This is a genomic window from Dechloromonas sp. ZY10 (genome assembly GCF_041378895.1).
GTDB classification, from domain to species: domain Bacteria; phylum Pseudomonadota; class Gammaproteobacteria; order Burkholderiales; family Rhodocyclaceae; genus Azonexus; species Azonexus aquae.
Map to the genome: position 1 here is coordinate 2,399,527 of NZ_CP144212.1, position 15,002 is coordinate 2,414,528.

Sequence of the window (15,002 nt, forward strand, 5' to 3'; positions counted from 1 at the left end):
TGCAACACCCAGGAGTCAGCACCATGTCCCTCGCCAAAAGGCTTTATTTACTCATTTGTGCCGCCGCACTCGGTGTAGCAGCCGTTGCCGGTATTGGCTTCACCCAAATGGTGAGCGTTTTCAACCAGGCAAACTACTCCAACGAAAACGTCGTTCCCAGCCTGATTGTTCTGAACCGCTCACAGCAGGAGTTTTCCCGACTGCGAATCGCTGTCTTTCGTCTGATCCTCAACAACGATGCCGCCAAGGCGCCGGAATTTGAGGGGCGGGTCAAGGAAGCCCTGGAAAAGACTGCGACTGAACTCAAGCGCTATGAAAACCTGCTCAGCGATGACAAGGACAAGCAACTCTTCCAAAACAGCCAGACCCTGCTCAAGGAATACGACGGCGCCCTCAAGCTAATCCTGCGCAATGATCGGACACAGGACACCATCGCCCAAGGTGGGGCTGTTGCCGAAAAGCTGAACCAGGCGCTTGCCGCACAGTCGCTGTATAACGAGGAACTGGCCAAAACTGCAGCCGATGCAGCGCAAAGCACCCGCAGTTCGGCCAACATCATGTTGCTGGTCTGCGGCCTTCTGACCCTGCTCGCAGTCACCGCACTCGGCCTGATTACCCTGCGTGCGGTTCTCCGCCAACTGGGCGGTGAACCGGCGGTCGCCACCGAGCTGGCCCGTCAGATCGGCGACGGTGACCTCAGCGGCGAAATCCCCCTGACTGCCAACGACAATGACAGTCTGATGGCCGCGATGAAGTCGATGCAGACCAGCCTGCGTAACATGGCGGCCGAAGCCGGACGCCTCGAACAGGCGGCCATCGAAGGCCGCCTTGCCACCCGCGCCGATGTCAGCCGCTACAAAGGCGAGTACGGCCGTATCGTTGCGGGCATCAACGCGACGCTGGATGCCGTGATCGGGCCGCTCAACGTCGCCGCCAGCTACGTCGACCGCATCTCCAAGGGCGACATCCCACCACGTATCTCCGACACCTACAACGGCGACTTCAACACCCTCAAGAACAACCTCAACACCTGTATCGACGCCGTCAATAAACTGATCTCTGATGCCGGCCTGCTCGCCCAGGCCGCCGTCGCCGGCCAACTCTCCACCCGCGCCGACGCCGCGCAGCACCAGGGCGACTTCCGCCGCATCGTCGAAGGCGTCAATAACACCCTCGACGCCGTCATCGGCCCCCTCAACGTCGCTGCCAGCTACGTCGACCGCATCGCCAAGGGCGACATCCCCCACAAGATCACCGACAGCTACAACGGCGATTTCAACGCCATCAAGAACAACCTCAACACCTGCATCGACGCCATCAACAAACTCGTCGCCGATGCCAACATGCTCTCCGCTGCTGCCGTCGCCGGCAAGCTCGACACCCGGGCCGAGGCCTCCCTGCATCAGGGCGACTTCCGTCGTATCGTCGAAGGCGTCAACGACACCCTCGACGCCGTCGTCTCTCCGATCCAGGACGTGCAACGCGTGATGTCCGCGATGGCCGCCGGCGACATGACCCAGACCATCGCCAAGGCCTACCAGGGCGATTTCGCCACCCTCAAGGATTCGATCAACGACACCATCGGCAAACTCTCGGAAACCGTTTCCCAGATCATCACCGCTGCCGACGCGCTCTCGAATGCCGCCGGCCAGGTCTCGGCCACCGCCCAGAGCCTCTCGCAGTCCTCTTCCGAACAAGCTGCCTCGGTCGAGGAAACCACCGCGTCGCTTGAGGAAATGACCGCTTCGGTCGCCCAGAACACCGAGAACGCCAAGGTCACCGACAACATGGCCTCCAAGGCCGCCAAGGAAGCCGGCGAAGGCGGCGATGCCGTCGGCAAGACCGTCGAAGCCATGAAGTCGATTGCCGACAAGATCGGCATCATCGACGACATTGCCTATCAGACCAACCTGCTCGCCTTGAACGCCGCCATCGAAGCCGCCCGCGCCGGCGAACATGGCAAGGGCTTTGCCGTCGTCGCCGCCGAAGTGCGCAAGCTCGCCGAGCGTTCGCAGGTTGCCGCTCAGGAAATCGGCGAACTCGCCGGTTCCTCGGTCAAGGCCGCCGAGCGCGCCGGTTCGCTGCTCCAGGAAATGGTCCCCTCGATCCAGAAGACCTCCGACCTGGTCCAGGAAATCGCCATGGCCAGCCAGGAACAGTCTTCCGGCGTCCTCCAGATCAACAACGCGATGGGACAACTCAACAAGGCGACGCAGCAGAACGCTTCGGCCTCCGAAGAGCTCGCCGCCACCGCTGAGGAACTCGGCGGCCAGGCCGGCCAGCTGCAGCAGTTGATGGGCTTCTTCCAGGTCGACGATGGGCATCATCGTGGCGCTTACCGCCCGGCCCTGCCCAGCAGCCGCCCCGCCGCCTCCGCACCCCGTGCCGCCGTTGCCAGCCGCCCCAGCGTGGCCGCCTTCGACGAGTCCGACTTCGAGAAGTTCTGAGCAGGAGCCGCCTGATGGGACACCCCGCTCCACACGGCGCCAATAGCCGTCCGGCAGCCTCCGCTGCCGGCGGTACGCCGCAGCAATACCTCACCTTTACCTTGGGCGGCGAGATGTTTGCCCTCGCCATCCTCAACGTCAAGGAAATCATCGAGTACGGCAGCATCACCGAAATCCCAATGATGCCCACCTTCATCCGTGGCGTGATCAACCTGCGCGGCGCCGTCGTTCCAGTCATCGACCTCGCCTGCCGCTTCGGCGGCCAGCCTACCCAGGTCGCCCGCCGTACCTGCATCATCATCGTCGAGCTGATCGAAGGTGACCAGAAACACGATATCGGCGTGATGGTCGATGCCGTTTCCGAAGTCCTCGAAATCGCTGCCGCTGACATCGAACCCCCTCCCGCCTTCGGCGCACGCATCCGCGCCGACTTCATCTCCGGCATGGGCAAGGTCGGCGGCAAGTTCGTCATCATCCTCGATATCGGCCATGTCCTCTCCGTCGAGGAAATCGCCATGCTCTCCCAGATCGCTGACAGCGAACAGGATTCGGCCAGCTAGTCTGACGCATGCAAAAGCGCCGGTTTTCACGGTCGACCGTGAAAACCGGCGCTTTTGCTTTTCCGGCCATGCGCCATGGCACCTTCATTTCCGCCGCTCTGTCAAGGCGTGACTTGCCCTGGATACGCCAGTATCATCGCCGGTAGTACGGGCTTGACCGCAGCCTGCGGATTGGTCGTACAGCGCTTCCATTGACGCATGATTGATTACACCTCCCTCCCTTCGCGTGAAATCGAGCGCCTGTCCCGCAGCATCGGACCGGGCGAATGGGCCATCGAGCGGCATCGGCCGATTTCGACCCTGCTCGGCTCCTGCGTTGCCGTCTGCCTCTACGACACCGGGGTGCCAATCGCCGGCATGAATCACTTCATGCTGCCGCAAATGAAAAAAAGCGCGCATGCCGACGAAGATGTGCTTCTCGCCGGCGATGCCTGCATGGAAGCCTTGCTCAATGCAATGCTGGCACAGGGAGCTGCCCGCCACCGGATTCGCGCCAAGGCTTTTGGCGGCGGTACGGTAATCGATGCCAACTTGCCGAACTCCTTGTCGATCGGCAAGAAAAATTCTGATTTCACCCGGGACTGGCTGGAGCGTGAAAGCATTCCGCTGATCGCATCCGACTTCCTCGGCCCCTGGTCGCGCAAGGTCCTGCTCGTTCCGGCCAATGGCGATGCCTACTGCAAACGTGTAACCTCCAGCCTGATCAAGGCGGAATCCCTGCGCCGCGAACAGGAAGCCTACGCCGCCTCACTGCATGTGCAGCAAGCCACCGCCTCTTCCAAGAAAATCGAGTTGTTTTGATGCAAGCCCCCGCCATTACCGACCAGGAATTCGGATTGTTCCAGCGGCTGATCTACAAGATCGCCGGGATCAACCTTGCCGATAGCAAAAAGGTGCTGCTGGTCGGACGCCTGCAAAAGCGGCTGCGCCACCACCAGCTGGATACTTTCACGCAGTATTACCGGATGCTTGCCAGTGGCCAGCACCCGGATGAACTGCAGACAATGGTCGACCTGCTGACGACCAACGAGACCTATTTCTTCCGCGAACCCAAGCATTTCGACTTCCTGATTGAGGAAATCTTGCGCCCTCGCCGCAATCCGGGGACCTTCCGGATTCTCAGTGCAGCCAGTTCGACCGGGGAAGAAGCCTACACGATGGCGATGGTACTCGCCGAAAATCTCAAAAACAGCCCTTGGGAAGTGGTTGGAACCGACATCAGCACCCAGGTTCTGGAAAAGGCCCGGCGCGGCCACTATCCGCTGGAGCGTAACGAAGGCATTCCCCCCGCCTATCTCTCCCGATACTGCCTGAAGGGTGTCCGTTCGCAGGAAGGCACCTTCCTGATCTCCAGCGAGTTGCGCAAGCGGGTCAGCTTCCACCACCTCAATCTGACCCTGCCAGTCACTCAGGATCTGGGAATCTTCGAAGTGATCTTCCTGCGCAATGTGATGATCTATTTTGACTCGGACACCAAGCGCAAGGTGGTAGGCAATCTGCTCCCCTTGCTGGCCCCGGGCGGATACCTGATCATAGGCCACTCGGAAACGCTGAACGGCATCAGCGATGGCCTGATCGCCCTGCGCCCGACCATTTACCAGAAAGCATAAGCATGGCAGACAAAATCAAAGTCATGATCGTCGACGACTCCGCGCTGGTGCGGCAAGTCGTTTCCCAGGCACTGGCCAAGGAGCCGGGGATCGAAGTAATCGCCACCGCCTCCGACCCGGTCTTTGCACTCGACAAGCTCAAGAGCCTGTGGCCGGACGTGATCGTGCTGGACATCGAAATGCCGCGCATGGACGGCATTTCCTTCCTCAAAAAAATCATGGCTGAACGGCCGACGCCGGTAATCATTTGCTCGTCGCTCGCCGAAAAAGGCGCGCAGGCCACCTTTGACGCGATGGCAGCCGGCGCGGTCAGCATCATCACCAAACCCAAGGCTGGTCTCAAAGCCTTTCTCGAAGACGCCTCGAACGACATCGCGCAAGCCGTCAGGGCCGCAGCCCGCGCCAACCTGCGCGCACTGACCCGGAGCAGCAGCGCCTCAAACACGGCTGCCGCAGCAGCCCTGGTCAACCGGCCCAAGATTTCCGCCGACGTGATGCTGCCCCCCGGCGGCAGTTCCACCGCGATGGCCCGCACCACCGACCAGCTGATCGCGATCGGCACCTCGACCGGCGGTACCCAGGCGCTCGAAGCAGTGCTGACCCGCCTGCCGTCGACCTGCCTGGGCATCGTCATCGTCCAGCACATGCCGGAAAAGTTCACCGCGATGTTTGCCGAACGCCTTAATGGCCTGTGCGAAATCGAGGTCCGCGAGGCCAGGAACGGCGACCGCGTGATGCCGGGGCGGGCGCTGATCGCGCCCGGCGGCAAGCACATGATGGTCAAGCGCAGCGGCGCCCAGTACATCGTCGATGTTGTCGACGGGCCGCTGGTCAACCGCCACAAGCCCTCGGTCGACGTACTGTTCCGCTCGGTCGCCAAATTCGTCGGGGCCAATGCCCTGGGCGTCATCATGACCGGGATGGGTGACGACGGCGCGCGCGGCCTCAAGGAAATGAAGGACGCCGGTGCCAAGACCATCGCCCAGGACGAAGCCTCGTGCGTGGTCTTCGGCATGCCCAAGGAAGCAATCAAGCTCGGCGGTGCTGACCAGGTGATGCCGCTGGAGCGGATTCCCGACGCCATGATTGCCTACACCCGCAGCAATCTCTGAGCCGACGGTCACTGCCGCCGATGCCGCAAGGCGGGGCATGAGCTCAGAAGAAATCCTTCTTTGCCGAGTCCCTGCCACCGACCTAAACTCGCATCGGATTTGCCCCCGGCATCACCCCACCGGGGCAACATTGCCGTGCATGGCAGTTTTGACCGTATGCTGATCATTCGAGGAGAGGGCGCAATGCCGCTGACCGAACTGGCGCTTTATTTCAACAATATCCATCCCGCACAGGACAGCGCACTGTTCCCCAGTGGCCAAAGGATGGAAGCCTGGTTTCGCGAATACTTTCTCGGTTCGCTGTTCGAGCCGATTGTCGAACTGAGCAGCGGTCGCATTGTCGGCCATCAGGCCACCCTGACCGTGCGCGACCCAGGTGGCCAGTCGCTGAGTCGCGACCAAGCCTATGCGCTGTGCCGTGATACCGACGAAGTGGTACTGCTCGACCGTCTTTGCCGGACCCTGCACGCACTCAACTTCCTGACCCAACGCCAGCATGCCGGCGGTTTCCTGCTGCTGCCGGTGCATCCCCGCCACCTGCTCGCCGTCCCCTGCCAGCACGGGCTGGTCTTCGAAGCCCTGCTGCGCCGCTGCGGGCTGGCTGCCGACGACATCGTCCTCGAAATCGGCCCGCACCCACTGCTGGCCGAGGAGCGGCTGGCAGCGGCCGTTGCCAGCTACCGCCAACGCGGCTACCGGATCAGCATCGCCAAACAACCGGAACAGCCGCAGGTCGAACGCAGCTTCACCCCCGATTTCATCAAGCGTAACCTCGCCGGCCTGCCCCCGCCGGCAGATGCTGACGCGCCGGCGCTGATCGTCGAGGAGATCGCCACGCCGGAGCAACTGGAATACGCCCAGCGCTGTGGCGCCAGCTACGGTTGCGGCCCCCTGTTCGGGAGCGCACAGGCGCAGTGCCTGCCAACCCATCGCCCCCGCGCCGCCTGACACTGCGGGGCCGAGGCGGATACGCCGCCGTACCGCCGGCGGCATCCCTTCCTCAATCTGCCCGTCGCGGTTCGTTCGATGCCGCCAGCCACGCAGCCATCCCCCGGCCGGCAACGAAGCCGCTGGCCAGGCAGGCAGTCAGCAGGTAACCGCCGGTCGGCGCCTCCCAGTCAAGCATTTCGCCGGCACAGAACAGCCCGGGACAGGCCGTCAGCATCAGGTGCTCGTCAACCGCCGCGAACTCAACCCCGCCGGCACTGCTGATCGCCTCGTCGAGCGGCCGTGGCGCCACCAGCGGCAGCGCTAGGGCCTTGATCGCACGGGCCGCGCTTGCAGCCACGGTCAACGCTTCCGGCGAACAAAATTCACGCAGCAGCGCGGCCTTGACCCCTTCGATCCCGGCCCGCCGACGCAGATGCGTCGCCAGCGAATCGCGGCCGCGCGGCCGCGCCAGTTCTGCAGTCAGCTTGTCGAGGCTGCGGCCGGGCGCCAAGTCGAGCATCAGCGCCGCCGTTCGCTGCTGCGCCAGCGCATCGCGCAGCGGTGCCGAGAGCGCATAGACCAGGCCGCCCTCGATACCGCCAGCAGTGATATTGAATTCGCCCTGGCGCTCGTTGCCGCAAAAGCTGGCGACCACCGCCTTGACCGGGGCACCGGCAAAGCGCTCGCGAAAATAGGTGCTCCAGGCCACGTCGAAACCGCAATTGGCTGGCTGCAGCGGCGCCACCGGGATTCCCCGTGCCTGCAACCAAGGCACCCAGGCGCCGTCGGAACCGAGCTTGGACCAACTGCCGCCGCCCAGCGCCAGCAGCACTGCATCGGCCGCGACCTCCACCTCGCCGTTCGGCGTCGCCAGGCGCAGCCCACGGGTCAGCGCTCCGTCCCCCTGCCACCCCAGCCAGCGGTGACGGACATGCAGACGCACCCCGCGTTCGCGCAGCCGGTGCAGCCAGGCGCGCAGTAGCGGCGCGGCTTTCATCTCGGTCGGAAAGACCCGTCCCGAGGTACCGACGAAGGAGGCAATTCCCAGCCCCTGCATCCAGGCGCGCAGGTCGTCCGGACCGAAAGCCGCGAGCAGCGGCGCGATCCGTTCGGCGGCGCGGCCGTAGCGGCCGATAAAGGCGGCACGCGGCTCGCTGTGGGTGATGTTCATGCCACCCTTGCCGGCCATCAGGAACTTGCGGCCCAACGAAGGCATGGCGTCGAAAATATTGATTTCCAGCCCGTCGACCGTGGACAGTTGCTCGGCCGCCATCAAACCGGCCGGCCCGCCGCCGATGATTGCTACCCGCCGCATGCAGCTGCTCCCTCGCCCAATTGCGGCAGGCCGGGCGGCAGGCCTTCCTCGTCCAGCGGCACCACCGTCACCGCGACTTCCGGGGCCGGGCCACCGCCGCCGAGGACCACGCCGCGCAGCGGTGAGACATCGGAAAAATCGCGGCCAAACGCCAGCGTGATGTGCTCGGTATCGGGCAACAGGTTATTGGTCGGGTCAAACTCGACCCAGGTCGCCGGCAACCTGTCGCTTCCCGGAACATACACCGCCACCCAGGCATGCGAAGCATCGGCGCCAATCAGCCTCGGCCTGCCTGGCGGCGGCCGGGTCAGCAGATAACCGCTGACATAGCGGGCGGCCAGGCCGAGCGCACGCAAGCATCCGATCATCAAATGGGCAAAGTCCTGGCAGACCCCCCGTTTCTTCTCCAAGACCTCAAGGATCGGTGTCGACACCGTGGTCGCCTGCGGATCAAACACAAACTCGCTGAAAATCTGCTCCATCAGCGCCGTGACCGCCTGCAATAGCGGGCGCCCTGGCGGAAAGCAGGGCGCCGCGAAGGCGGCCAGCTCGTGCTTGACCCGCACATGCGGACTCTCGAACAGAAACTGGCAGGCCTCCAGATCCTCGTCGCCGGGTGGCAGGCCCCGGTATGCCAGCCGATCGCGCACGCTTTCCCAAGCCGGCGAAGCCACCAGGTCGGGCATCGGACGCGTCTGCAAGGCCAGGGTCAGGGCCGAGCGGATGCATAGCGAGGCATGTGCCTGGTCAAATGCGACCCAACTCACTGGATTGCCAAAGGCATCGACACCGTCGCGCCGCCAGGATGGAGCCGGCAGAATCTCGACACATTGCAACTCGATCTGCTGCCACGCCAGCACGCGGGGCGACAAATGCAGTTGCTGGCGCGAAAGCGAAACTGGCGACGCATAGGCATAGCGGGTTTCGTGCAGAACGTGATAACGAACGGTGGCGGCAGTCATGATCTACAGGGCCAGAGTTGAGCGGGCCTGCTCGTCGCAGTGCGTGAAATGCCGCATCGCCAGCACATCCGACAGGCTGGCGGCAGCCGCCGCCAGGTGGTCCAGACACCCGGCCAGCTGCACTGCCGCCGCCTGCGGCGCCCGCTCGAAACTGACCAGCGGAAAATTCAGCAAAGCCTCGGCAGCACTGGCCAGGACGGTTGCCGGCGGCGACCCCAGCTCGCGCTGCAGGCGTTCGAGATAGCGCGTCAGCACCTCGACCTGGCCAGCTACCGCATGCGGATTGCTGGCATCGAAGACCAGCAGATCGACCAGCGGCAACAACTCCGGGGGCCGCGAGTAGCGCGAACGATAGGTGATGATCGAGTCCGCCAGTTCAAGCAGGCCCTCCATGCTGTCGCGATCGGTGCTGCCCAGGTGGCGGAGAAAGTCGGCGAGCATCCGGGCCAGGAAGATCAGGCGCTCGATGCGGCGCCCAACCATCAGGAAGCGCCAACCATCGTCACGAGTCATGTTGTCCATGGCAAACCCGTTCAGCGAGGCCGACACTGCCAGCACCCCGTCAAGAAAGGCCAGACTCTCACCCAGACCGGAAGCGCTCTGACGGGCCAGGGCAAAGACCTGCAGATCGCGCTGCAGACGACTCAGCACCTGCCAGTGATCCTGCGACAAGCGCTCGCGAACCTGGCCGGCGGCACGCAACAAGGCCCGGATCGCACTGTGCAGGCCACCACCGAGACGGGGATCATGGACCGCCCGCAACAGGACGTGTTCGTCTCCTTGCACGGAGTCTGCCTGAGCGGCAGGAATCACGCCCAAGGTACCAGCCAGGCGTAACAACCCGGCAACCGCCGGCGTCCGCTCGCCGGTGGTATCGACCAACCGGGCCAGCGCCACCCGCAATAGCCGCGCACAATCGTCAAAACGCTCGGAATAGCGCCCGAGCCAGAACAGATTTTCCACCGCCCGCGAACTCAACGGCCCGCCAGCCCTGACCAGATCGCGAACGCCGAGCGAAGGTTTAAGCAGCGAAAACTCGCTGACCGGCCCGTCGGAGAGCACCCAGGCGTCCTTCGATGCCCCTCCCCGTTGCATCGAAATCACCCGCTCGTTCACCGCGCCGCCAACCCGTGCCAGGCCGCCCGGCATCACCGCGTAACCGTCGGGTGTTGCCACTGCGTGCACCCGCAACCCCACCGGGCGGGCAAGCAGCCGCCGTTCGTGGCTACGGCTCCAGATCGGCGCCTGCGCCAGTTCGATCACTTCCTGCGCGACGTAGGCGTGCGGCCGCGCCTCGATCCGGTGCAGCAACTCGCTGCGCTCGGCGACGGACAATTCGCCGGCAAACACCGGCGCCAGCCGCTGGGTCGGGTAAGCCGCCTTGATCACCAGTTGCGGCAAATGCTTGCGTACGTAGTCGAGCGCTGGTCGTTCTCCGCACCACCAGGTCGCGACCGAGGGCATCGCCAGGGTTTCGCCGAGCAGCCGCTCACAGGCGCCGGGCAGGAAACCCATCAGCGCGCCGGAACCAAGCAAGCCGCTACCGAGCGCGTTGGCCACCAGTACCCGGCCGGCCCGCACGGCATTGAGCAGGCCGGGCACGCCCAGCGCCGATTCGCCGCGCAATTCGAGCGGATCGCAGTAATCGTCGTCGAGCCGGCGCAGGATCACATGTACCCGCTGCAAGCCGCTCAAGGTTTTGAGATAAACCGCATCGCCGCGCACGGTCAGATCCTGCCCCTCGACCAGCGGAAAACCAAGATAACGGGCGAGGTAGACGTGCTCGAAATAGGTTTCGTTGTACGGCCCCGGAGTGAGCAGCACGATCCGCGGCTGCTCATCGCCGGCCACCGGCGCCAAGGCAGCCAGTCCCTCGCGCTGGCGACGGAAGAAATCGGCAAGATGCTGCACGCGCAGGTCACGAAACAATTGCGGAAAGACACGCGAGACGATCAGCCGGTTTTCCAGCGCGTAGCCGGCTCCGGAGGGTGCCTGGGTACGGTCGGCAATCACCCACCAGCGGCCGTCGGGCGAGCGCGCCAGATCGACCGCGTACTGGTGCAGCCAGACGTCGCCGGGCGGACGCAAGCCCTGACACGGCCACAGATAGCCATGCTGACCATAGACCAGAGCCGGCGGCAGCAGCCCTTCGGCGAGCAAGCGACGGGGGCCGTAAAGGTCACCCAGGATCGCGTTGAGCAGGCGCGCGCGCTGCGCTACTGCGGCTTCGATCTGCGCCCACTCGGCAGGCGGAATGATCAACGGCAGCGGATCGAGGGCCCAGGGCCGGTCGGCACCGTCGGGATCGGCATAGACGTTGTAAGCGACACCGTTTTCGAGAATCCGGCGATCAGCAAAATCGAGCCGCAGGCGCATCTCCTCCGGCGTTGCTTCGTCAAGATGTGCGAACAGGCGCCGCCAATGCGGCCGGACGCTGCCGTCGGCGGCGAGCATTTCGTCGTAACGGCGGGGATTACGGGGATAAATCGCGAGAAGCGTGCGGGCCATGCTGCCGGTCGATCAAGATAAGCACCGGCCGGGAGCCGGAAAGTCAGAAGCGCGCCCGAACCAGGGCCAGGCGGAAGTCTAACGTAAACCCGGGCGTCGACTGCGGCTGCGGGTTTGCGGCAACGCATCCGTTACCGACTTTGGGCTAAGCTGACGAGCCTTGCCGTCCTTCCTGCCTCCCCCAATGCCGCCCGCCTCCCGCCTGCCCCTGCGCACCGCCCTGTTACCGCTGCTGCCCGTGCTGCTCGGACTCCTGCTGCTGGTGCTCGACCCGGTCCCGCTGCAAGGCCTGCGCCATGCGCTGTTCGACCAGTACCAGCGCTGGCAGCCACGAGAAACGAGCGAAGTACCGGTACGGGTGGTCGATATTGACGACGCCAGCCTGGCGCGCCTTGGCCAATGGCCGTGGCCGCGCACCCGGATCGCCGAACTGCTGGCCCGGCTGCAAACAGCCGGTGCCGCCAGCATCGGCTTCGACGTGGTATTTGCCGAAGCTGACCGAAGCTCGCCGCTGACCGCCAGCAGTGAGTGGCCACTGACACCAGAACTCAAGCGCCATCTGGTCAGCCTGCCCGACCACGATGCGGTACTGGGCGAGCGCCTGAGCCAGAGCGGGGCCATTCTCGGCTTTGCCGTCAGCCAGCCGGAAAATGCGGCGATTGCCGCGTCGACCGTGGAATTGCCACCGCCGCCCTCGCCCGCCCGCTTCATCGAGGCGGGTCAGGACGCCAGTGCCCGCCTGCCAGCCTTTGCCGCTGCCATCGCACCGATACCGCAGCTTGCCGCAGCCGCCGGCGGCCACGGCGGACTGGCCTTCATTCCCGACCGCGACGGGATCGTCCGCCGCGTGCCGCTGGCGCTGAGAGTGGCCGGCGAACTGCGTCCGACCCTGGTCAGCGAAACCCTGCGCAGCGCACTCGAGACCCGCAACCTGATCCTGCGCGCCGAAGGTGGCCAGCTGCGCGAAATCCGCATCGGCGACCGGAGTATCCCGACCACGCCGAGCGGCGAATTGTGGATGCACTACGCGGCACCTGAATCGGGACGCCGGCTGCCGGCCTGGCAGGTACTGGCGGGTCAGGCCGACCCGGCACTCCTGGCCGGCCACATCGTGTTGATCGGCACCTCAGCCAGCGGCCTGATGGACCTGCGCTTCACCCCGCTTGGGCAGATTGTTCCGGGCATCGACATCCATGCTCAGGCGCTGGAGCAGATCCTCGCCGGCCAGTTCCTGCAGCGCCCGGCCTGGGCGACCGCCGGCGAAGCCCTGGCTCTGCTAGTTGCCGGGCTGCTTGCCGGAATGCTCGGCCTGCGCCGCAAAGCGCTACCTGCTGCCATCTTGAGCCTGAGCCTGACCGGTGCGCTGTTCGCCGGCAGCTGGCTGAGCTTCCGCCACACCGGCCTGCTGCTCGATGCTGCCTTGCCGGCACTGACCGTGCTCGCTGCCTTCGCCGTCGGCAGCCTGGTACACCACCGGCAAAGCGAACGCGAACAGCGCCGGGTGCGCACCGCCTTTGCCCGCTACGTCTCGCCCAACCGCGTTGCCCATCTGCTCGCCCATCCGGAAGCGCTGCAACTCGGCGGCGAACGTCGCCAGTGCAGCTTCGTGTTCACCGACCTCGCCGGATTCACCACGCTGATGGAAAAAATCGATCCGGCGCAAGCGGTCGAACTGCTCAATGCCTACCTCGATGAAATGATCGCCATCGCCTTCCGTCACGAAGGCACGCTCGACCGGATCGTCGGCGATGCGGTGGCGATCATGTTCTCGGCACCGCTGCCGCAACCCGACCACGCAGCCCGCGCCCTGGCCTGTGCCCGGGAAATGGCGGTATTCGCAGACCGCTACGCAGCCACCCTGCAGGCGCGCGGAATCGCCTTCGGTCATACCCGGATCGGCATCCACAGCGGCGAAGTAATCGTCGGCAACTTCGGCGGCAAGCACATCTTCGACTACCGGGCGCTGGGCGACCCGGTCAACACCGCCGCCCGGCTGGAGAGCGTCAACAAGCAACTCGGCACCCGCCTTTGCGTTTCGGCGGCAACGCTGGCCGACTGTCCGGAAACCGCCGTCCGTCCGGTCGGACGGCTGGTGCTCAAGGGCAAGAGCGAGGCACTGGCAGTGTTCGAACCGCTACCGCCGGAACTTCCTGCCGGCTACGCCCCAACTGCCGAATACTGTGCCGCCCATGCCATGCTCAACAGCCAGTCCGCCAACCCTGAGCAAACGCTCGCACTATTTGCTGCGTTGCTCAGACAATGGCCAGACGATCCACTGGTCAGGCTTCACTGGCAACGCCTGCAAGCCGGCGAAAGCGGCGACCTGCTGGTGATGCAGGCCAAGTAGAGCGGTATTGATGCGCTTGTTCACGGTCGACCGTGAAAAACCGCAAAAATGGCGTAAAAAAACCGGGGGATGCCAGCCCCGGTTTGCGGTTTTCGGTAGCGCGGCTTCAGCGCACCGAAATTTCCACCCGGCGATTCCTGGGCTCGGCGGTTTCGTCAGGCGTCGCCACCAGCAGGTTGCGCTCGCCATGCGATTCGACGCTCAGCGCGTGCACCTTGAGCCCCTTGTCCTTGAGCAGGGTGGCAATCGCTTCGGCCCGCTTGAGCGCCAGCGCTTCGTTCATTTCCGCCTTGCCGACGGTATCGGTATGGCCGATCACCGAAACATCCGGCGCCGGACGCTGGCCGACCTCGTCGAGAATTTTCGGCAACAGGGCCTGCGACTCGCCGGTCAGCGCCACCCCGGCGCTCTGGAAATAGAGCAGGAAACGCACCGGCAGTTTCGGTTGGGCGGCCAGCGCGGCACCGAAATCGCGTTCGATCTGCTCCCTGGGAATCGCCGCCGGTGGCGCCGAACCATCATTGGGCACGCCCTGCCCGGCAACGCTGACGCTCTGCTCGCCCTTGGCGCCCTTGACCAGAATCTGGCCGGTACTGCCGTCCGGGTTTTCCAGCAGGACCACGTAGGACTTGCCACCGCAGGCACTCAGTGCAAGCGCCAGTAGCCCGGCCAGCAGCCCGCGGCCGAATTGTTTACGGTCAACCGTGAAAAAAGACGAAAAATGCATCGCTTACTCCTCCTCGACCCGCACCGCAAAATGCGTGCCGCGTACGCCAATGATCCCCGCCGGAGTCGCCACCGACACCGCTTCCGGCTGCAATTTGGCGATCACCCCGGAAACGTAATTGAGGCTGCCCTTGGCCAGCTTGCTGCCGAGCTTGAGTTTGCCCTGGCCGGGCTGGTACAGGTATTCGTCAACGCTGAGTTCGGTATCGGGGCCGAAGGACATCACCGTTTCGTCCTTGAAAACCACACCGAGACTGCTTTTCGGGCCGGTGCGCAGCACGCTGCCCTGCTGCACTGGTGTCCCGACTGCGGCCTTGGCACTTTTTCCGGCAGTGGTCACCGAAGCCTCGCCGCTAACGTTCTTGACATAGCCGATGGCGGATTCCTGGGCCCCGGCGGTACCCGCCAGCCAAAAGACCGCCAGCCAGATCGCATGTCGCATGCTGCTCTCCCCTGCAGATATTGGAAAACGCATTCTAGCAGCC

12 protein-coding genes are annotated in these 15,002 nt (G+C 64.5%); 7 read left to right on the forward strand and 5 right to left on the reverse strand.

What is annotated here, in order from left to right:
• The first annotated feature begins 23 nt into the window (after window positions 1-23).
• From VX159_RS10895 to VX159_RS10920, 6 genes are all read left to right on the forward strand, one after another.
• The gene (locus tag VX159_RS10895; RefSeq protein ID WP_371322912.1) at window positions 24-2,447 is read left to right on the forward strand and encodes a methyl-accepting chemotaxis protein; all 2,424 of its coding nucleotides are present in this window, start codon (window positions 24-26) and stop codon (window positions 2,445-2,447) included.
• Between the two features lie 14 nt (window positions 2,448-2,461).
• The gene (locus VX159_RS10900) at window positions 2,462-3,007 is read left to right on the forward strand and encodes a chemotaxis protein CheW (protein WP_371322913.1); all 546 of its coding nucleotides are present in this window, start codon (window positions 2,462-2,464) and stop codon (window positions 3,005-3,007) included.
• 198 nt (window positions 3,008-3,205) lie between these two features.
• A complete protein-coding gene (locus tag VX159_RS10905; RefSeq protein WP_371322914.1) occupies window positions 3,206-3,808 on the forward strand; it encodes a chemotaxis protein CheD in 603 nt (200 codons plus the stop codon).
• Complete coding sequence (locus VX159_RS10910) at window positions 3,808-4,617, forward strand: protein-glutamate O-methyltransferase CheR (RefSeq protein WP_371322915.1); 810 nt, start codon at window positions 3,808-3,810, stop codon at window positions 4,615-4,617. Before VX159_RS10905 ends, VX159_RS10910 begins: the two co-directional genes overlap by 1 nt.
• Before the next feature lie 2 nt (window positions 4,618-4,619).
• Complete coding sequence (locus VX159_RS10915; protein ID WP_371322916.1) at window positions 4,620-5,729, forward strand: chemotaxis response regulator protein-glutamate methylesterase; 1,110 nt, start codon at window positions 4,620-4,622, stop codon at window positions 5,727-5,729.
• 183 nt (window positions 5,730-5,912) lie between these two features.
• Window positions 5,913-6,677, forward strand: a complete 765-nt coding sequence (locus VX159_RS10920; protein WP_371322917.1) for an EAL domain-containing protein — start codon at window positions 5,913-5,915, stop codon at window positions 6,675-6,677.
• A 52-nt stretch (window positions 6,678-6,729) separates the two neighbouring features.
• Here the strand turns inward: VX159_RS10920 and VX159_RS10925 are convergent, their stop codons facing one another.
• The 3 genes from VX159_RS10925 to VX159_RS10935 are packed head-to-tail and all read right to left on the reverse strand — an operon-like array spanning window position 6,730 to window position 11,444.
• On the reverse strand, window positions 6,730-7,974 hold the full coding sequence (locus VX159_RS10925) for a TIGR03862 family flavoprotein (RefSeq protein WP_371322918.1): 1,245 nt from the start codon (window positions 7,972-7,974) through the stop codon (window positions 6,730-6,732).
• Window positions 7,962-8,936 carry a transglutaminase domain-containing protein gene (locus VX159_RS10930; protein WP_371322919.1) on the reverse strand — a complete coding sequence of 325 codons (975 nt, stop codon included), beginning with the start codon at window positions 8,934-8,936 and terminating at the stop codon, window positions 7,962-7,964. The genes VX159_RS10925 and VX159_RS10930 overlap by 13 nt, the downstream gene beginning before the upstream one ends.
• Before the next feature lie 3 nt (window positions 8,937-8,939).
• Window positions 8,940-11,444 (reverse strand): circularly permuted type 2 ATP-grasp protein, encoded by a 2,505-nt coding sequence (locus VX159_RS10935; protein ID WP_371322920.1) that lies wholly within the window; start codon window positions 11,442-11,444, stop codon window positions 8,940-8,942.
• A gap of 184 nt (window positions 11,445-11,628) precedes the next feature.
• On the opposite strand from VX159_RS10935, the gene VX159_RS10940 reads away from it, so the two are divergent.
• Window positions 11,629-13,791, forward strand: coding sequence for a CHASE2 domain-containing protein (locus VX159_RS10940; protein WP_371322921.1), 2,163 nt, complete (start codon window positions 11,629-11,631; stop codon window positions 13,789-13,791).
• Window positions 13,792-13,897: 106 nt separating this feature from the next.
• On the opposite strand, the gene VX159_RS10945 is transcribed toward VX159_RS10940, so the two are convergent.
• Complete coding sequence (locus VX159_RS10945; protein ID WP_371322922.1) at window positions 13,898-14,518, reverse strand: OmpA family protein; 621 nt, start codon at window positions 14,516-14,518, stop codon at window positions 13,898-13,900.
• 3 nt (window positions 14,519-14,521) lie between these two features.
• Window positions 14,522-14,959: a FecR domain-containing protein gene (locus tag VX159_RS10950; RefSeq protein ID WP_371322923.1), complete on the reverse strand. Its 438-nt coding sequence runs from the start codon at window positions 14,957-14,959 to the stop codon at window positions 14,522-14,524.
• Between the last annotated feature and the right edge of the window lie 43 nt (window positions 14,960-15,002).